The following is a 17,913-nucleotide window of genomic DNA, read 5'->3' on the forward strand; positions in this document are numbered from 1 at the left end:
GTGGGGGACTGCGAGGTGCTTGCGGGGGTAGCGGTCGCGGAGGAAGAGGTCGCGGGCGCGCTCAAAAAATCGGCACCGAACAGCTCCTCCTGCCCCTGAATCTGCCGCGCCACCGGCAGATACCCCTGAGGCTCCACCGCCTCACGCACATCAGAAAGATCCAGCACCGGGCTGTACTCCACAAAACCGCTCGGATGCGTAGCGGCAGTTACCAAAATCCGTTGCACCAGACGCAAATCATGACACAGATGCACCCGCACCCCGCGGCGCAGAAGCAGCGGGTCAACGTGGCGGGTATCAGCCCAAATCCAGCGGGGAAAACGCACCTCCGCCGACTCGGCAGCCTGACGCTCCACCTCACGCACATACGCCGGAAGATTCGCCGCACTCACCCGATCCGCACGCGTAATTCGCGGAATAAAGGTCGGGTCCTGCAACTGCTCAGCAGTCGGCGCCGAAAAATGAAAAGCACCCCACGACGTCACCGGCTGGGCGCCGCGCGGCGACGCACCCGCGGCAATAGCCGAGGTGACCGGGTGCGCGGGGGTACCGGTCTGGGCGGTAATACTCGCACCGGTGGCAGGACTGAGCAGAACGTACATTCTTCCATTATCGGTGACCGGGTGCGAAGGCGCGCGGTTTGTGGTCGCGGGCGGGTGTTTGCGGGTGGGGACGGGCGGTTTGCGAAAGGGACGGGCTCGGAATACGTGCGAAAAGCACGGCGGGAGCGAGAGAGCGGAAAACGCCGCGGTTTGTCATAAAAGCGCCGGATGCGTGCGTTTTGTTCGTTTGAGGTGCGTGCATCGTGGATATTTCGGGGTGAGGACGGGGTTATCCACAGAACGCTCATTCTCTTAAAAATTTAGGGCGGGCGCAATGCTCTCCTAGAGCCATGAACCCCACCAGCAATTCCGCCAGCAACACTGGTAGCCCCAGCAGCTACCCGACCCGCACCGCGCAGAGTCTAAACACGCAGAGCCCAAGCACGCAGGCGCAGGGAGTGAACCAGCCGAGTATGAGCCAGCCGGGCACACAGAATGCGTGCGCCCAGAACACCGGCGCGCACTCGCTGCCCGCCCTGCTCATTCCCGAGGATTATCGCGCCCGCGCCGTAGCCCTGCACGCCCGCGAGCTGATTCTGCGCTCGCCGCACATGAGCGCTATCGCTCTGGGTGGTTTTAGCGGCGGATTCAGTGTTGGAATCAGCGGCGGGTTCAGTGCCGGGGTGGAGGCGGTAGAGGAGCGCGCGCCTGCAGAGAGCGTAGTTGTTGCTGACAGTGCGGCCCCCGCGGGCAGCGTAAACGCAACGAGTGGTGCGAGCGGTGGGCTGCTCCAGGACTCCCAGCCCCTCCGCGAGATTCTCGAAAATGCCGTGGACGAGGCAATCTGCGCCATTGACGGCGGATACATGGAGGGTGCTCGGGGGAACGCGAGCGCTGAAGGGGTGAGCACAGTCGGAACCAATGTAGCGAAGCCCCGAAAATTCCGTGCTAAAACGGCGCCGCCCACCCCCGCCTCCTGGAGCTACCCCAGCGTGGAATACGTGCCCGTCAACCGGCAGACCGCGCTGCGCTACCTCGCCGCGGAACTCTACGGCCTCGGCGCCCTCGACCTGCTCCTTGACGAGGGGCAACGCGCCGGAACCATCACCGATATTTACGTGAATTCGCCCTGCGATATCTGGGTGGGCATCAACGGAACCACTCGCCCCGTAGCGCTGAGCCTCGGCAATGAGCGGCGCGTGCGCGACCTTGCCGAGCGGCTCATCCGCAGGCACGGCGGGCAGCTGGACGCCGCGCATCCTGCGGCTGACATTAGCGACGAGCACGGTCGGCGAATCCACGCGATTATCCCGCCGCTGAGTGAACGCACCCGGCTCTCCGTTCGCCTGCCCGCCCGCGAGTGCCCCACCCTGACGCAGTTGCAGGCGACTGGGCTGTGCGATGAGGCGACCGCCGCCTACCTGCGCCGCATGATTGCCGAACGCCGCGGGTTCCTCATTAGCGGCGGCACCGGCACTGGCAAAACCACCCTGCTCAACGCCCTGCTGGGGCTGTGTGCACCGCAGGAGCGTCTCATTCTGCTCGAAGACACCCCGGAACTCGCGCCGCAGCATGAGCAGATAATCGCCCTCAAAACCCGCGCCGCCAACTCCGAAGGCGCCGGCGAAATCGGGCTGGGCGAGCTCATCGTGCAGGCGCTGCGTATGGGCCCGGATCGGCTTGTGGTCGGTGAGTGTCGCGGCGCGGAGGTGGTGCACCTGCTGACCGCCATGAATACTGGCCACCGCGGCGCCGGAACGACCCTGCACGCCAATAGCGCGCAGGCGGTTCCCCTGCGTTTGTGCGCCCTGGGAGCGCTCGCCGGACTGGATAGTAGAACGGTCGCTCTACATACGGCGACGGCTTTTGAACGCATTATCCACCTGGAACACCGGGATGGTCGCCGCCGCATCGAGGGCATCTACAGCCTGCACCCCGCCACGCAGGGTAGCGAAGAGTATCTGCAGGTCAGGCGTATTTCTGTCGAATCCAATGTTGGGTACTAGACCTCCGAAATGGGGGAAACGGAAAACGTGAAAGGAGGAAGCAATGAAGCAGAAAGGGAAGAGCAGCGGAAGCCTTCGCGAACGCTGGGCTGAGCGCCTAGCCGGGCCCGCCAGCGCCGAGGAAATGCGCATGTGGCCGCTCATGCTGCGCACCCTCGCGCTGAACCTGCGCGCCGGTATTCCCCTGCAGGAGGCAGTGCACGCCAACCCGGGCTCCGGGCAGCTCGGGGAGAACGAACCGGTGCCGGACACTGGGAAAATGCTCGCGAAGAAAAGTGCCCGGAAAGGCACCCGACCTCGACGAGCGCGAGGCTCCTCGCCGCTCTCCGAAGACTACGGGCAGAAGCGATGCGCCGAAGATATTCGCCGCTTCACGCAGGCGCTCGCCACGGTCACCTCCTGGGGTGCCCCCGCGCACCTCGCCTGCGCACAGCTCCTCGAAAGCAACACCCGGATGCGCCCGCATAGCCGCGAGCGCCTGCACGACCTGCAGCTGAGCCTGCGCATGAGCGAGAGCGCCGGTGCGCCGCTCGCCACGAGCCTGGAACGCGCCGCCGAACACGCCGAAGAACGCATCGACGCGCTCCTGGGCAGGCAGAGCGCCCTCGCCGCACCGCGCGCCACCGGCAGGATTCTCTCCTGGCTACCGCTGCTCGGCCTGGGGTTGGGAGTGCTCATGGGAAGCGACCCCGTAGGCGTGCTGACCGGTTCCATCCTCGGGGTGCTCACCGGCTTGCTCGGGCTGGGGCTTGCCTTCGCCGGGCGCCGCTGGACCGCCTCGCTCGTGCATCGGGCGGAGGTCGAAAGCGCGGCAGGTAGCGGGGGCGACCAAACCTCGAACGTGCCGCCCGTTGATACCGCCCTCGTGCTGGAACTGCTCGCCGCGCAACTACGCGCCGGGCTCGCACCCCTCGCCGCCCTGGGCACCCTCGCCGAGGCGCTCAACAGCCGACCGCTACGCACGGTCTGCCAACGCCTGCAGATGGGTAGCGGCTGGGGGAGCGCCTGGTCGGGATCCGCGGCGGGAACCTTCGGTGAGCTGCGGGATGCGCTCGCCCCCGCCTACACGGGCGGCGCACCCAGCACTGCGCTACTGCTCTCCCTCGCCGATGCGCACCGCCTCAGCGAGCGCCGCGCGGCAGAACGTGCCGCAGGAAGGCTCTCCGTGGCGCTCGTGGTGCCCCTCGGGCTGTGTTCGCTACCCGCCTTTATCTGCCTGGGTATTGTGCCCATCCTCATTTCGCTGCTACCCACGCTGACTGGCTAAAGAACCAAGCCCATAAGCGCTGTTGACTAGCTGAAATGCCGAAAAGTTTAGACCCTCGCTCTGCGCCTCGAAGGCAGAAGAGCACCCACCCCGCCCCGAATGACCGGGGCGCAACGAAAGGAAAACCAATGACGAACACCCTCTGCGAAGCAATCCGCCACGACCTGCACCCGGGCGATGCCCCGATTACTGCCCCGGTCGGCGCACCGCGTGAAATTCAGGCTCACGCACCCGGTGCTGAAGCGCAGACCATTCTGGGTCCCGTACCGCTGTCCGTTGCCATTGCAACCACCATGAAGCAGCTGCGCGAAGAATGCCCCGAGCTTTTTACCGATGTTGAACTTTTCACCGGCGCTGAGCAGAAGCATGCCGGCCCTAGGATTGACCCCGCCGAAATGGAGATGGATATGAACACTGACCGCCTGAGCCCCGAGCAGGCGCTGACCATTGCCCGAGCGCTCGCCGAGGGCTGCACCCTGGACGAATGCGGCGCCACCTGCCGCAGCCTGGGTGAGCACGCGCCCGGCTGTGCCGAATACGTGCCTGCTGAAGGCGATGAAAAGACGCCCGCTGAGTATGCCCCGGCGGGTGATCCGGAGGAGGGCGCCTCCACCGCGGAGTACGGCATTGTGATGCTTGCGGCGGTCGGCTTTGCTGGTCTGCTGGTGCTGATTCTCAAGTCCGATGAGGTGCGTTCCATGCTCCTGGATATTGTGCGTAATGCGCTGTCTATTGCGGGCAATACGGGACTGCTCTAGCGCTTTTGAAAATTCCATCGTGGAGTTTTGCTCTAGGTGCTATGCACCCCGAAAAATGAGGCAAGAAAGGAGGAATAAAGAATGAACGCTCATATGAATTTGGGTGCTTGTCGGTGTGCTCGACCCGCAGGGAAAACCGGGACGGAACCGGCACCCTCGACCCCGTACAAGAGCCCCGCAGAAGAGGGCGTGATTACCGCCGAATTTGCGGTCGCCCTACCCGCCGTGACGGTGGTACTCGCCCTCTGCCTGGGCGCTGCCTCCACGGGCGTTGCGCAGCTCAAGGTAGAGGAGTCCGCGCGAACGGCTGCCCGCGCCGCCGCCCGCGGAGACTCCGAGGCGCAGATTCGCTCCGCCGTCAGCCGCATCGACCCGGCACAGAGCGTGCAGATTTCCGTTTCTCCTGATAGCGCAGTTGATGCAGGGGAGGGGCGCGCCCGGCAGGTGCACGTGCGGGTGAGCCGCCCCGCCCCCGGGGTGATTGGCTCGGCGACCGGCTGGGTTTTGCGGGCGGACGCCCACGCCCGCATTGAAGGCGGCAGTGAAGAAAGCATCGGCAATGTTGGTGAATAAAAGCTCGGTTCTCGCCCGGTCCGCGGAGGAAAAGCCGGAAGAGGGTAGCGGCACCGTCCTTGCCCTCGCCATTATTGCCGCGCTGCTGGTGCTGACCGTGGTAATTGCCGGGCTCATCGGGGTGGTGTCTGCGAATCGCAGGGCGTCCGCCGCCGCCGATTTGAGTGCGCTCGCGGCGGCGGATGCCTACCGCGGGCTCACAGAGGGCGACCCGTGCGCGGTCGCGGCGGACCTTGCCGAACGCCACGGCGCGCACCTGGAATCCTGCACTTTTCCGGATCGCCCGGAAACGGTGGAGGTGACGGTCGCCGTCCCGGTCGCAGGGCCCATGGGTGTGCTGGGCCCGGCGAGGGTGCGTGCCCGCGCCGGGGCCGAACACCCCGAAGAAGAGCAGGCATTTGCGGGGAGCGCGGAGGAGCTGAGCCCCGATGAGGTCGCCGAGCTGGAAGAAGAGTTGGGAGCCGCGCGGGACTCGGAACCCGAACCTGAAAACCCCGCCGACCCAGAAAGCCCAGCTGAGCCAGAAAGTCCAGCAGAACCGGAAAACCCCGTCGACTAGGCTATTTGCGCTCACCGGGAGCTGTCATCCCAGCCCCGCCCTACGCCTCCGCCATGCTCCTCAGCATCGCCTTCAACAGTGCCCGCGCGCCGTGCTTGCTGAGCGGCTCGTTGCGGTTGCCGCACTTGGGCGAGTGCACGCAGGAGGGGCAGCCGTTGTCGCATCCGCAGCTTTCGATGGCTTCTAGGGTGGCGCTTAGCCACTGCTGAACCGCGTTGAAGCCGCGCTCGCTGATGCCCGCGCCACCGGGGGCTGCGTCGTAGACGAAAATGGTGGGCCTGCCGGTGTCCACGTGAAGCAGTGTGGAGAGTCCGCCCAAGTCCCAGCGGTCGCTGGTGGCGATGAGCGGCAGCAGCCCGATGGCGGCGTGCTCGGCGGCGTGCAGGGTGCCGGGACCGTCCTCTTCGGTCACGCCCGCGCCGAACAGGTAGCTGGGCTCGAAGGTGAACCAGACCGCCTCGGTCATGAGCACTTCCGGCGGCATGGATTGCGCCTCTTCGCCCAGGTATTCGCCGCCGTAGACGGAAAAACGCCGGTAGCCGGTGACCTGGTCGGTGACCTGAACTTGCCCGCGGTGCATGGTGAGCGGGGCGAGCTGCTGCGCGTCGGTTTCGGGTGCAGGCTCAGGAACAGTATTCGCAACGTCCTGTCCGCCAAAACCAGCCGGCACACCGTAGCTGACCCGCGCACGCTCCGCCAGAATACGCACCTCCGTGCTCTCAACGGCGCGCGTGTAGTAGTCCGGGTAGACGCGGCTGAGCAGAATCACGCGCTCGCCCTCGCTGAGAGATTCGACCACGTACTGCGCGCTCTGGTGAATGTAGATTGCGCCGGGGTGCCCCTGGCTCATGGCGTGCGCGGCGTCCATGGTGCCAACCAGGGTGCCGTCTTCGGCGTCGATGAGCTGGTAGGGTCCGCCGCCGGTGCCGCGAATATCGACCAGGTCGGCGGCTGATTCGGCGTGCGTCCAGTACCAGCCGTCCGGGCGGCGACGCAGGTATCCCTGCTGTACAAGGCGGTCCAGCAGCGCGGCGGTGTGCGGCCCGAACAGGCTCAGCTCTTCGGCGCGGATGGGCGCCTCCTGGGCGGCGGCGCACAGCTGTGGGGAGAGCACGTACGGGTTGGTCGGGTCGAATACGGTCGCCTCAACCTCCTGCCCGAAAATCGCCTCCGGGTGGTGCACCAGGTAGGTGTCGAGCGGGTTGTCATCGGCAATGAGCACGGCGAGCGCATCCTGACCGCTACGGCCTGCGCGGCCCACTCGCTGCATGAAGGAGGCACGGGTACCCGGCCAGCCCGCCACGATGACCGCGTCCAGTCCGGAGATGTCGATGCCCAGTTCCAGTGCGGAGGTGCTCGCCAGGCCGAGCAGTTCGCCGTTGCGGAGTTTGCGTTCGAGTTCGCGGCGCTCTTCGGGGGTGTATCCGGCGCGGTATGCGGCGACGCGGTGGGAGAGCCCCGCCTCTACTTCGTCGAGGTAGCGTTGGGTTTTCTGGGAGAGGATTTCGACGCTGCGGCGTGACCCGGCGAAAACCAGGGAGCGGGTGCGGGAAAGCACCAGGTCGGTGAGCATTTGCGCGCCCTGCTCCACGGGTGAGACGCGGCGCGGCGCCTCCTGCTCAGCCTTCGACTGAACCGCCTGCTGCTGGGTGCTGCGGGCACCCTTGGCGAGCTGATCCTGCGCCTTGGGCGGCATGAACTCGGGCTCCCAGAGCGCGACGGTGGTTTCACCGCGCGCGGAGGTGGACTCGGTAACGGCGGTGACCGCCTGCTGCGGCACACCAATGAGCCTGGAGAAGGACTCGACCGGGTTGGAGCTGGTCGCGGAGGCGCCGTAGAACACGGGCACGGTGCGGTAGAGCGCGCAGATGCGGCGCAGGCGGCGCAGCAGGTTGGCGATGTGCGCGCCGAAGACCCCTCGATAGCTGTGGGCCTCGTCGAGTACCACGTAGCGCAGCCCGCGCAGGAAGGAGGCCCACTGCCGGTGGTTGCTCAGAATCGAGTAGTTGAGCATGTCCGGGGTGGTGAGGATGAAGTTGGCGTGCTCGCGAATCCAGCGGCGTTCGCCGGTTGGGGTGTCACCGTCGTAGCTTGCCGCGTGGAGTCCGGGCAGGTTGTAGGAGGTGAGGGCGGTGAGCTGGTCGGCGGAGAGTGCCTTTGCAGGGGAAATGTAGAGAACGTTCGCTCTATTATTGAGGTTTTCCGAACCAGAATACGCGGAAGTTGAGCTCACAGGTTCACCACAGGATGCGCGGTATATAGCGTCCAGGGTAGGCATGAGGTAGCTCAGGGTCTTGCCCGAGGCGGTACCCGTCGCCACAATCACGTGCCCGCCGGTGCTCTTCGTATCTTCGGCGTGTGCGGGAGCCCCCGCCTTAGTATGCTCAGCCTCGATGCGCCCCGCCTGCCAGCCGTAGCGCGCCGCGCTCGCCGCCAGCGCCGCATCAAGACCCGCGTGGGCGGCGTTCGCTGCCTGCACCTGGTGGGCGTAGGGTTCGGCAATGCCGAGTGATTCAAAGGCCTCCACCACACGCGGATGCAACCACTGCGGCCACGGCGCGTAGTTCGCCTCCCTAGCGGCAATGGTGTGAATATGGGTCACATGCTCGGGCAGGGTTCCGGTACGTTCCGCCTCCGGCAACAGTGACGCCAGCACCTGCTGTGCGCTCGCGGGCAGCTCGCGGTAGCGTAGCGTTTTGAGGTGCGCCGCAGACTGCCCCTGTGCCTGGTCAGGTTGGTGTACAGACTGGTGCACGGGCTGCTGTTCGGGGCGCTGGCTGGGATTCTGTGGAGGGGTGCTGTGCGGCATGGGTTCCATTGTAGAGTGGCGGGCTAAAACCCGACCTGCCGCCGGTCATATGCCGCGCTCAATCCGCGCCCCGAGCCTTCACAAGCGCACGCTCCGAACCCGCCCCAATGCCGTCCCAGCCCCGCCGCCTCCGTAGTCAGCGCGCACATATCAAAAAATCTGCATGCTTTAGGCGTATATGACGATAAAATAGTTTCGTGGCTCAAAATAAGATTATTCTGTATTACCAGTTCGCCCCCATCGCCGACCCGCAGGCGGTCATGCTCTGGCAGCGTGCCCTCTGTGAGAAGCTCGGCCTGCGCGGGCGCATCCTCATTTCCAAGCACGGCATTAACGGCACCCTCGGCGGCGAGATTAACGCGGTCAAGGCGTACACCAAGGAAACCCGCAAGTACCCCGGCTTCAAGAACATGGAGTTCAAGTGGTCCGAGGGTGGCGCGGAGGACTTCCCCCGCCTGTCCGTGAAGGCTCGCGACGAGATTGTGGCTTTCGGTGCTCCCGACGAGCTGCAGGTGGACGAGAATGGCGTCGTTGGCGGCGGCGTACACCTGAAGCCCGAAGAGGTAAATAAGCTCGTCGAAGAACGCGGTGACGAGGTGGTCTTCTTTGATGGCCGTAACGCTTTCGAAGCTAAGATTGGCAAGTTCAAGAACGCTATCGTTCCCGACGTGCGCACCACCCATGACTTCATCCGCGAGATTGAATCCGGCAAGTACGATCACATTAAGGACAAGCCGGTCGTCACCTACTGCACCGGCGGTATCCGCTGCGAGATTCTCTCCGCGCTGATGAAGAACCGCGGCTTCAAGGAAATCTACCAGATCGACGGCGGCATCGTGCGTTACGGCGAGAAGTACGGCGACAAGGAACTCTGGGAAGGCTCGCTCTACGTCTTCGACAAGCGCATGCACATGGAGTTTACGCCGGACACCGTCACCATTGGCAAGTGCGAACAGTGCGGCGCGCCCTCGAACAAGTTCGAGAACTGCTCCAACGATTCTTGCCGCGAGCTGGTTCTGCTCTGCCCCGAGTGCGCAGCTGATGATGCGAAGCGCCACTGCGTGCCCGAGTGCTTGGTGGACCGCGAAGCAGCTAAGGCGAACGCCTAATGGCAGCCGCTAAGGGCGGTGCGGTTCAGATTTCTGAACCCCGCATCGAGGAGCACCCGGCGATGGTTGTCGCCGGCGTTTCGCAGGTGTTCCCCCTGGACGGCGACTTTTCTTCGCTGTGGGATGAGCTGAATCAGAAGGCGTCCCCGGCGATGCTGGATGTTCTGAACGTGACCCAGTACCTGGGCGTGTGTACTCAGCCGAACCCGAAGGGTCAGGTCCGCTACACCGCGGGCTTCCTGGTGTCGGAGCCGGCGAGCGCGGCAAAGCTCGGTCTGGGCGTGCTGGAACTGCCTGCGAGCACCTACGCGGTGGTTGAGGTGACCGGCCCGATTTCGGAGTCCATTCCGGCTGGTTTTGCGAGCTTTGAGGAGGCGTTCTTCGCGAAGAATCCGCAGTACCGCCCGGTCGGTGGCCTTGAGGTGTATGGTCGCGGCGATATGCAGGCGGCTGATTACCGCATGGAGCTGTGGGTTCCGTTGGCGAAGCGTTCCTAATGTAGTTCGTCTCGGCAGTTTGTTTCTGTCGTTATGGCTTGCAGTTTTAGCTGTTGATTAGAAGAGCCCGGTGGCGCGATGTGTTCGTGCCGCCGGGCTTTTGCGTGCGCTTGTGCTTGGTAGTAATTCGGGGGCCGTGTTGGGTATTAGTGTGGATTCTAGCCGGGGGAAGAAGACAGTATTTTGTTATATAAAACCCTCTGACATGCTTTGATCTTAGTGTGGAACGTCTCCACTTCAAATTACTTGACATGTAAAGTATTTGAGGTCTAGGATTATATCAACAGCTCGGGGATAAACGAGAACCGAGCACAATCCGCAAAGGAAAAAAACAATGAACACCCCCACCAACAACACCGTACAGTTCGACGAGTCCATCGACATCAGCCACCTCGAACCCAAGGCTGGCACCGAAAAGAAGCTCGGCTTCCTCTCCTTCGGTCACTGGGCTGAGGTTCCCGGTTCCCGCGTACCCAGCGCGGCAGAATCCCTGCACCAGGCAATTGACCTTGCCGTAGGTGCCGAGGATATCGGCCTGGACGGCGCGTTCTTCCGCGTGCACCACTTCGACCAGCAGCAGGCAACCCCCTACCCGCTGCTCTCCGCCATCGCCGCAAAGACCGAGCGTATTGAGCTGGGCACCGGCGTGATTGATCTGCGCTACGAAAACCCGCTCTACATGGCTGAACTTGCCGCCATGGCTGACCTCATCGCGGCGGGTCGACTGCAGCTCGGCGTCTCCCGCGGCTCGCCCGAATCTGTCATCCGCGGCTTTGAGAGCTTCGGCTACTACCCGGCAGAAGGCGAAAATGAGGGCGATATGGCGCGCCGTCACCTCGACATTTTCCTCAAGGCAATTGAGGGTGAGGGTATGGCTCCCAGTGCTCGCGTGGCGGGCAAGTACGCCCCCATCCAGCCGCAGTCGCCGGGTCTGCGCGACCGCATTTGGTGGGGCGCGGGCACCGATAGCACCGCCGTGTGGACCGCGCAGAAGGGCCTGAACCTCATGTCCTCGACCCTGATGCTGGAAGATAAGGGCATTCCCTTCGATCAGCAGCAGGCTCAGCAGATTCGCCTCTTCCGTTCCGAGTGGGTGAAGGCGGGCAACTCGGGTGTTCCGCGTGTTTCGGTCTCCCGTTCGGTGCTGCCCATTATCGATGAAACCTCGGCACGCTATTTTGGTCGCCGCGCCGTGGAGGATTCGCAGGATTACACCGGCATTATCGACAATGCCTTCTCGCGCTTTGGTCGTAGCTACATTGGCGACCCGGCGGATATTGCGGAAGAGCTCGCACGTGACGAGGCAGTTCAGGCGGCAGATACCGTGTTGCTGACCATTCCGAACCAGCTGGGCGTGGACTTCAATCTGAAGATGCTGGATGCCATCGTCAAGGAAATCAAGCCCGCACTGACCACCAAGTAAAGGCCCTGTGGTAAAGACCCTGAAGTAAAAGACCCGGTGCCAAGCTGTTCCCGGCGCTCTGTAACGCGCTGAGATGCTTGTTCCTATACAGCTTGAGCCTACAGTAATGCCCCGGCAGGCACCCGCAAGGGTTACCGCCGGGGCATTACTATGCTCAAACTCTTGGAAATCCTTCTGCTTAGAAGTCCTTCGTCTTTTCCCAGGGCTCAATAGCGCCCGGAACCACCTCAAACAACGGATGCGCACACGCCGCCAACTCGCCGCGCGCCGCCAGGCGCTCTCGTAGCTGGTGCTCCCACTCGGGGTCACGCCCCGCCACCTTGTGTTGCAGGAAAGCGAGCTCGTACTCCAGCTGACCGAGAGGAACGGGAATACGCGCGACCGAAGCGTACGGGTATTCCGCCTTGCCGGCGCCGTTTTCACCTGTGCTGTTATTGCTCGTGCTCTCTTCGCCCGAACCAATCAGCGCACGGTTGAAAGAGTAGCCGCGGGCATCCGCCTCATCCGCCAGCCCGGACAGGTAAGCGGCAACCGCCTCCAGCGGCTGCGGATGCGCGCGAAAACGAATCAGCTGCGGATGGTTCGTGTACCCACGGGTCAGACCCCGCAGAACCTTCTGCGCCAGCAGGGTTTCACGCCAGCAGGCGACCAGGGCGCGGCGATCGAGCAGGGAAGGGTGCAGGGACCAAATGCGCACGCTTAGCCCTGCTCTTCTGCCGTGTTTGCGGCAGTCGATTCTGTGCCCGCGTGCTCGTCGCTAAAGTGCAGGAAGCTCTTAAGTACCAGCTCGCGCACCGCGTGCAGCAGGGTATCTCGCGGATGCTGCTCCTGCGTACCGCGTGCCGCGGCTGCCGCCTCGTCGTATTCGGGCCAGGACAGCAGCATGGCAAGAGCCGCCACAATCTGACCCACGGCAAGCTCACCATCGCTCGCCGACGCAAAGCCAGCCGTCTCGGTGGAAAGTAGCTGGGTACGGCACAGACCCGAACCGGCACGCAGCAAAATGACGCTGGGGTGCTCGGCACCGGGGCGGCCGTGGCGTTCCTCGGTGACGTCCTCGGCGACCTCCAGGTGTGCGGCGAGCAGCGCCTCATCGTCCATGGCGGCGAGGCGGTCGTAGCGGCGCACGGACTCGGTGAGGGCACGGGCGATGGGCTGCTGAATCGGGTAGGTGATTTCCTCGAAACGCTGCAGGGGCTCGGTTACGCCTGCCGCGGTGGATTCGCTCGGGCGGCGCAGCCAAATCATGCCGAAACCAATAGAATGAACGTTCCGGGAAGCGAAGTCGTTCAGGTACGCCACGTAGGTCTGCTCGTAGTGGCTGCGGTCGCGGTTCTCGCTCGCATCCTTCAGCCAGGTCTCCGCGTAGGAGGCGGGGGTCAGCGCCTCACGCTGAATGAACCACGCCTCCGCGCCACCGTCGGCAACCCAGGCACGCGGGCGCTCATCCCACGGGCGGGGTGCTTCCGGGTCCTCGGAGTCGCGAATAATCTCCCAGTTGCCCAGCATCTGCGCGCGGCCACCGGGCACCAGCACCGACGGCAGCTGACGCACCATCGTGCTCACAATCTCATCACCGGGCAGGCCGCCGTCACGGTAGGTGAACTGCTCCTCGGCGCTCTCACCGGCAACACGCGGGGTAATCACGAACGGCGGGTTCGACACCACCAGGTCAAAAAGCTCACCGGCGACCGGCTCCAGCAGGGAACCCATGCGCAAGCTCACGCGCGCCTGCGGGTTCTGCGGGTCAATATTGAGCGCCTGCGCGTTCAGCAGCAGGTTAAAACGGGTGAACGCCAGGGCACGCTCCGAAATATCGGTAGCGGTCACGTGCTCAGCGTGGGCGAGCAGGTGGAAGGTCTGAATACCGCAGCCGGTGCCCACATCCAGAGCACGCTTGACGGGGGTGCGCTCGGTAATCTGCGCCAGAGTCAGGGAGGCGTGACCAATGCCGAGCACGTGATCCTTGCGGAGCACGCCGGGACGCTGATGCGCACCCAGGTCAGCGGCAACAAAGATTTCGGTGCCGTCATCGGCGGCGTGGGGGCGCAGGTCAACGCTGGCGGTCCAGCGATTCGCCGCGTCGCGCTCAATCAGCGCGGCGTCCTCAAAATCAACCAGGGTATCTGCGAAAACCTCAGCTGCCTCAGCCTCAGTGAGCGGGCGAGCCAGCAAGAAAAACGCCAGCAGGCGCGCCAGGTTCTTCTCCTCTGCGCTGTAATCGCCGTGCAGAATGTGCTCCACACGCCACAGGCCCGGAACCACCTGGTCGCGAGCCATCGCCTCAGCCGCCTCAACACCCAGCAGCTCCTGCACAGCGTCATAGCTGTAATTCAACGCCAGCAGGCGTTCACGGATGCGGGTCAGGCGGGCGTAATCATCGCTGCGGGGAGCATCCGCAACAGCGGCGTACTCGGGGGCGAAAGTGGCGGCAGAAATAGTCATGCACACCATTCTACGCACCCGCTGCACCCTGCCGCCCTGCCTAACCGCGCGGCTACGCTGAACCGACTGATGCTTCTCCGACCCACCCACTGACCAAAACCGTCACATACAGCAAGAGTGCCCACCCCATCGCATACACTGAAACCATGAGTAACCTGTACCCCGATGAAAGCATCAGCGTCGACAAGTGCTGGGAGCGCCTGCACGCTAACACTCTCGGCCGCCTCATCCTCACTGACGGACAGCACGTTGATGTGCTACCCGTGCTCTACGCCGTCGCCCACCAGGGTGACACCCAGGAAATCTACATCCGCACCACCCGCGGCAATAAGTTCTCCTCCGTGGTGGTCAGCCGCCGCGTCGCCTTCGAAATCGATGAGACCCTCGAAGACGGTATCCGCTCCGTCATCGTGGTCGGTATTGCGCACTGGCTGCCGCCGGAAATGACCCCGCAGATCGTGCGCACCTTCGACCTGCCCGACTCCGAAACCCACGAAATGCAGTGGGTGCGCATCGTGCCGCAGACCGTGTACGGCCGCGAATATCCGCTGCTGCCCACCTACCTGGACGGCACCCACCCCGACTCGGACACCCTCACCAGCTAGAAGCATCGGTTCGCGGGTACCGCACACACGCCCCGCACACACCTCGTGCACACACCACCTCCTCGGTACCGTATGATGTACCGAGTACCCTGCGCACTCGTGCAGACTCAACAAAAATACTCACCCCCACCGACCGTCGCACCCGCGTACACCACAACCAGTCGGCGCCCACAAGCGCCAGCGTAGGTTATGGTTGAATACGTAGCTTTTCAACACACAGATAGAGGAGTGCCGTGCCCGCTCAGGCAAAGAACGGAAAAGCCCTGCTGATTGTGGAGTCTCCCTCCAAGGTCAAAACCATCAGCAGCTACCTCGGCGAGGACTACCTTGTCGACTCGTCCATGGGCCATATCCGCGACCTTCCGCAGCCCTCCGAACTGCCCGAAAACCTCAAGAAGAGCCCCGTCGGCAAGTTCGCTGTCAACGTTGAAGAGAACTTCGAACCCTACTACGTGGTCAACCCCGACAAGAAGAAAAAGGTCGCCGAACTCAAGCGCAAGCTCAAAGAAGTAGACGCGCTCTACCTGGCAACCGATGGTGACCGCGAAGGTGAAGCCATCGCATGGCACCTGAAGGAAGTCCTCAAGCCCAAGGTACCCGTCTACCGCATGACCTTCCCCGAAATCACCCGGGAAGCCATTCAACGTGCCTTCGGCGAACTGCGCGACATCGACCTGCACCTGGTCGACGCTCAGGAAACCCGCCGCATCCTCGACCGCATCTACGGTTACGAGATTTCCCCCGTGCTCTGGCGCAAGGTCGGCCGCGGCCTCTCCGCAGGTCGCGTGCAGTCCGTCGCAACCCGCCTCGTGGTTGAGCGTGAACGCGAACGCATGGCCTTCGTCGCCGCCAACTACTGGGACCTGTCCGGACGCTTCCTGAACGCGGCCTCCGAGGGCTTCGACGCCAAGCTGGTCGCTGTAGACGGTCAGCGTATCGCCACCGGCAAGGACTTCGCCGACGACGGCACCCTCAACTCCTCCAAGGTCACCCACCTGAACGAGGAAGCCGCCCGCGCGCTCGCCGTAGCCCTGCAGTCCGCCGCGTTCTCGGTGCGCTCCGTTGAGACCAAGCCGTACAAGCGCCGCCCGGCAGCGCCGTTCACCACCTCCACCCTGCAGCAGGAAGCCGCACGTAAGCTGCGTTTCTCCTCCCGCGTGACCATGCAGGTGGCGCAGCGCCTCTACGAAAACGGTTACATCACCTACATGCGTACCGACTCGGTGGCGCTGAGCGAGCAGGCTATCTCCGCCGCACGCCGCCAGGCATCCGGGCTGTACGGCGCCGAGTTCGTGCCCTCTGCACCGCGCGTGTACACCTCCAAGAGCAAGAACGCGCAGGAGGCACACGAAGCAATCCGCCCCGCGGGTGACACTTTCCGCACCCCGGACGCCGTGCGCGGCGCACTGTCCAACGACGAGTTCCGCCTCTACGAGCTGATCTGGAAGCGTACCGTCGCCTCCCAGATGGCTGACGCGACCGGCTCCACCGCCTCCGTGCGCCTGGGCGCTGTGGCATCTAACGGTCAGGACGCTGAGTTCGCTGCATCTGGCACCGTCATCACCTTCCGCGGCTTCCTCGCCGCCTACGAGGAGGGCGTTGACGCATCCCGCGTTGCCGAGCGTGAGGCGAAGGACGCTGAGAAGCGCCTGCCGAACCTGACCACCGGCGAGGCACTGACCGCCGAGGCGATTGAGCCCGCCGGCCACGAGACCCTGCCGCCCCCGCGATACACTGAGGCGTCCCTCGTGAAGACCCTGGACGAGCTGGGCATTGGCCGCCCGTCCACCTACGCGGCGGTTATTTCGACCATCATGGACCGCGGATACGTGAACGTTCGTTCTGGTTCGCTGATTCCGTCCTGGACCGCGTTCTCCGTGGTGCGCCTGCTCGAATCCAGCTTCGGCCCCTACGTGAACTACGAGTTCACCGCACAGATGGAAGAAGACCTCGACCGCATCGCACGCGGCGAAGAGTCCCGCGTCGAGTGGCTGGGCGAGTTCTACTACGGCGGCGGCTCCAAGCGCGGCCTGAAGCCCATCGTCGACAACCTCGGCGAGATTGACGCCCGCAGCATCAACTCCATCCCGATTGCGGACGGAATTGTTCTGCGCGTGGGCAAGTTCGGCCCCTACCTGGAGGCCGAAGGTACCCTCGACACCGAGACCGGCGAGCTGACCGAACCGGTCCGCGCGAACGTACCCGCCGACCTGGCACCGGACGAACTGACCGAAGCGAAGGCACGCGAACTGCTCGAACAGGGCAAGTCCGACGGCCGCGTGCTCGGTGTGGACCCCGCCACCGGCCGCCAGATTGTGGCACGCGACGGCCGCTTCGGCCCCTACGTCACCGAGGTTATCGAAGAGATGACCGAGGAGCAGATTCAGGCGTACCTGGACGCGCAGCCGACCGAATACTACAAGAACGGCAAGCCCAAGCCGAAGAAGAAGCCGAAGCCCGCCAAGCCGCGCACCGCGTCCCTGTTCAAGTCCATGGACCTGGCGACCGTGACCCTGGAACAGGCACTGCAGCTGATGAGCCTGCCGCGCGTGCTCGGTACCGACGCTGAGGGCGTGGAGATCACCGTGCAGAACGGCCGCTTTGGCCCGTACCTGAAGAAGGGCACGGACTCCCGCTCGATTGGCAGTGAGGACGAGATCTTCACGATTACGCTGGAGCAGGCGCTGGAGATTTACTCCCAGCCGAAGCAGCGCGGTCGTGCGGCGGCTAAGCCTCCGTTGGCTGAGCTGGGCGTGGACCCTGTCAGCGAGAAGAAGATTGTGGTGAAGGACGGTCGCTTTGGCCCGTACATCACCGACGGTATTACGAACATTACGGTTCCGCGTGCGGAGTCGGTCGAGTCGCTGACCCACGAGCGTGCGGTGCAGCTGCTTGCCGACAAGCGTGCGAAGGGCCCGGTCAAGCGTAAGACCGCCGCGAAGAAGACCACGACCGCCAAGAAAACTAGCACTGCTAAGAAGACTACGACCCGTAAGACTGCGGCGAAGTCTACTACCGCGAAGAAGACGACCACTCGTAAGACCGCGGCGAAGAAGACCGCAGAGTAATCTGCCGCGTAGCGTTTCTGCTTGAAGGCGCAGGATGCGTCCCGAAACCCCCGTGTGGGGGAGGGACGCCTCCTGCGCCTTTTGCGTGCCCGGAGAATGTGCGCCCGGTGCGCTTTTATACTTGCGCTGTGCTGATGCTGGGCATCTGCCCGGATTGTTTGCGGAGTGAGCCGCGCCTCTGACAGACTGGGAGAGGCGCCGCACCTGCGGTACTGCACACAGATAGTATCCCGCCGCGGGGCGGGGGAGGGG

General features: G+C 64.0%; 13 protein-coding genes and 1 pseudogene. 10 read left to right on the forward strand and 4 right to left on the reverse strand.

All coding sequences use genetic code 11. From position 1 onward, the window contains the following. Positions 1–602 (reverse strand): annotated as a pseudogene (locus RWL87_RS07465) (bifunctional 3'-5' exonuclease/DNA polymerase); the annotation flags it as partial. A gap of 398 nt (positions 603–1,000) precedes the next feature. Here RWL87_RS07465 and RWL87_RS07470 point away from each other — a divergent pair. The 5 genes from RWL87_RS07470 to RWL87_RS07490 all read left to right on the forward strand — a co-directional run bounded on the left by RWL87_RS07470 (position 1,001) and on the right by RWL87_RS07490 (position 5,705). Then, entirely contained in the window at positions 1,001–2,548 is a 1,548-nt protein-coding gene (locus tag RWL87_RS07470; RefSeq protein WP_313969431.1) for an ATPase, T2SS/T4P/T4SS family, read from the forward strand. Positions 2,549–2,591: 43 nt separating this feature from the next. Beyond that, a complete protein-coding gene (locus tag RWL87_RS07475) occupies positions 2,592–3,815 on the forward strand; it encodes a type II secretion system F family protein (RefSeq protein ID WP_313969432.1) in 1,224 nt (407 codons plus the stop codon). 128 nt (positions 3,816–3,943) lie between these two features. Next, the gene (locus tag RWL87_RS07480) at positions 3,944–4,573 is read left to right on the forward strand and encodes a DUF4244 domain-containing protein (protein WP_070691115.1); all 630 of its coding nucleotides are present in this window, start codon (positions 3,944–3,946) and stop codon (positions 4,571–4,573) included. Positions 4,574–4,654: 81 nt separating this feature from the next. Continuing rightward, entirely contained in the window at positions 4,655–5,146 is a 492-nt protein-coding gene (locus RWL87_RS07485) for a TadE family type IV pilus minor pilin (protein ID WP_313969433.1), read from the forward strand. Next, positions 5,115–5,705: an Rv3654c family TadE-like protein gene (locus tag RWL87_RS07490; RefSeq protein WP_313969434.1), complete on the forward strand. Its 591-nt coding sequence runs from the start codon at positions 5,115–5,117 to the stop codon at positions 5,703–5,705. Before RWL87_RS07485 ends, RWL87_RS07490 begins: the two co-directional genes overlap by 32 nt. Positions 5,706–5,745: 40 nt before the next feature. Here the strand turns inward: RWL87_RS07490 and RWL87_RS07495 are convergent, their stop codons facing one another. Then, positions 5,746–8,523 (reverse strand): DEAD/DEAH box helicase, encoded by a 2,778-nt coding sequence (locus tag RWL87_RS07495; protein ID WP_313969435.1) that lies wholly within the window; start codon positions 8,521–8,523, stop codon positions 5,746–5,748. Between the two features lie 188 nt (positions 8,524–8,711). On the opposite strand from RWL87_RS07495, the gene RWL87_RS07500 reads away from it, so the two are divergent. The 3 genes from RWL87_RS07500 to RWL87_RS07510 all read left to right on the forward strand — a co-directional run bounded on the left by RWL87_RS07500 (position 8,712) and on the right by RWL87_RS07510 (position 11,543). Continuing rightward, on the forward strand, positions 8,712–9,623 hold the full coding sequence (locus RWL87_RS07500) for a rhodanese-related sulfurtransferase (RefSeq protein ID WP_313969436.1): 912 nt from the start codon (positions 8,712–8,714) through the stop codon (positions 9,621–9,623). After that, positions 9,623–10,120, forward strand: coding sequence for a GyrI-like domain-containing protein (locus tag RWL87_RS07505; protein WP_049338580.1), 498 nt, complete (start codon positions 9,623–9,625; stop codon positions 10,118–10,120). Before RWL87_RS07500 ends, RWL87_RS07505 begins: the two co-directional genes overlap by 1 nt. A gap of 334 nt (positions 10,121–10,454) precedes the next feature. Beyond that, positions 10,455–11,543: an LLM class flavin-dependent oxidoreductase gene (locus RWL87_RS07510; protein WP_313969437.1), complete on the forward strand. Its 1,089-nt coding sequence runs from the start codon at positions 10,455–10,457 to the stop codon at positions 11,541–11,543. Positions 11,544–11,721: 178 nt separating this feature from the next. Here RWL87_RS07510 and RWL87_RS07515 read toward each other — a convergent pair whose 3' ends face one another. After that, positions 11,722–12,240: a pyrimidine dimer DNA glycosylase/endonuclease V gene (locus tag RWL87_RS07515; RefSeq protein WP_313969438.1), complete on the reverse strand. Its 519-nt coding sequence runs from the start codon at positions 12,238–12,240 to the stop codon at positions 11,722–11,724. Positions 12,241–12,242: 2 nt separating this feature from the next. Then, positions 12,243–13,988: a methyltransferase gene (locus RWL87_RS07520; protein WP_313969439.1), complete on the reverse strand. Its 1,746-nt coding sequence runs from the start codon at positions 13,986–13,988 to the stop codon at positions 12,243–12,245. 146 nt (positions 13,989–14,134) lie between these two features. On the opposite strand from RWL87_RS07520, the gene RWL87_RS07525 reads away from it, so the two are divergent. Both RWL87_RS07525 and topA read left to right on the forward strand, forming a co-directional pair. Beyond that, a complete protein-coding gene (locus RWL87_RS07525; protein WP_313969440.1) occupies positions 14,135–14,593 on the forward strand; it encodes a pyridoxamine 5'-phosphate oxidase family protein in 459 nt (152 codons plus the stop codon). A gap of 233 nt (positions 14,594–14,826) precedes the next feature. Next, a complete protein-coding gene (gene topA, locus RWL87_RS07530; RefSeq protein ID WP_313969441.1) occupies positions 14,827–17,661 on the forward strand; it encodes a type I DNA topoisomerase in 2,835 nt (944 codons plus the stop codon). Positions 17,662–17,913 lie beyond the last annotated feature (252 nt).

This window comes from uncultured Rothia sp., from assembly GCF_963555405.1.
Taxonomy (GTDB): Bacteria; Actinomycetota; Actinomycetes; order Actinomycetales; family Micrococcaceae; genus Rothia.

What these genes read in the sequence shown, in the direction of transcription:
- RWL87_RS07475 (WP_313969432.1), top strand. Translation starts at nt 2,592, where the DNA reads ATGAAGCAGAAAGGGAAGAGCAGCGGAAGCCTTCGCGAACGCTGGGCT.
- RWL87_RS07480 (WP_070691115.1), top strand. Translation starts at nt 3,944, where the DNA reads ATGACGAACACCCTCTGCGAAGCAATCCGCCACGACCTGCACCCGGGC.
- RWL87_RS07510 (WP_313969437.1), top strand. Translation starts at nt 10,455, where the DNA reads ATGAACACCCCCACCAACAACACCGTACAGTTCGACGAGTCCATCGAC.
- RWL87_RS07485 (WP_313969433.1), top strand. Translation starts at nt 4,655, where the DNA reads ATGAACGCTCATATGAATTTGGGTGCTTGTCGGTGTGCTCGACCCGCA.
- RWL87_RS07520 (WP_313969439.1), bottom strand. Translation starts at nt 13,988, where the DNA reads ATGACTATTTCTGCCGCCACTTTCGCCCCCGAGTACGCCGCTGTTGCG.
- RWL87_RS07505 (WP_049338580.1), top strand. Translation starts at nt 9,623, where the DNA reads ATGGCAGCCGCTAAGGGCGGTGCGGTTCAGATTTCTGAACCCCGCATC.
- RWL87_RS07525 (WP_313969440.1), top strand. Translation starts at nt 14,135, where the DNA reads ATGAGTAACCTGTACCCCGATGAAAGCATCAGCGTCGACAAGTGCTGG.
- RWL87_RS07495 (WP_313969435.1), bottom strand. Translation starts at nt 8,523, where the DNA reads ATGGAACCCATGCCGCACAGCACCCCTCCACAGAATCCCAGCCAGCGC.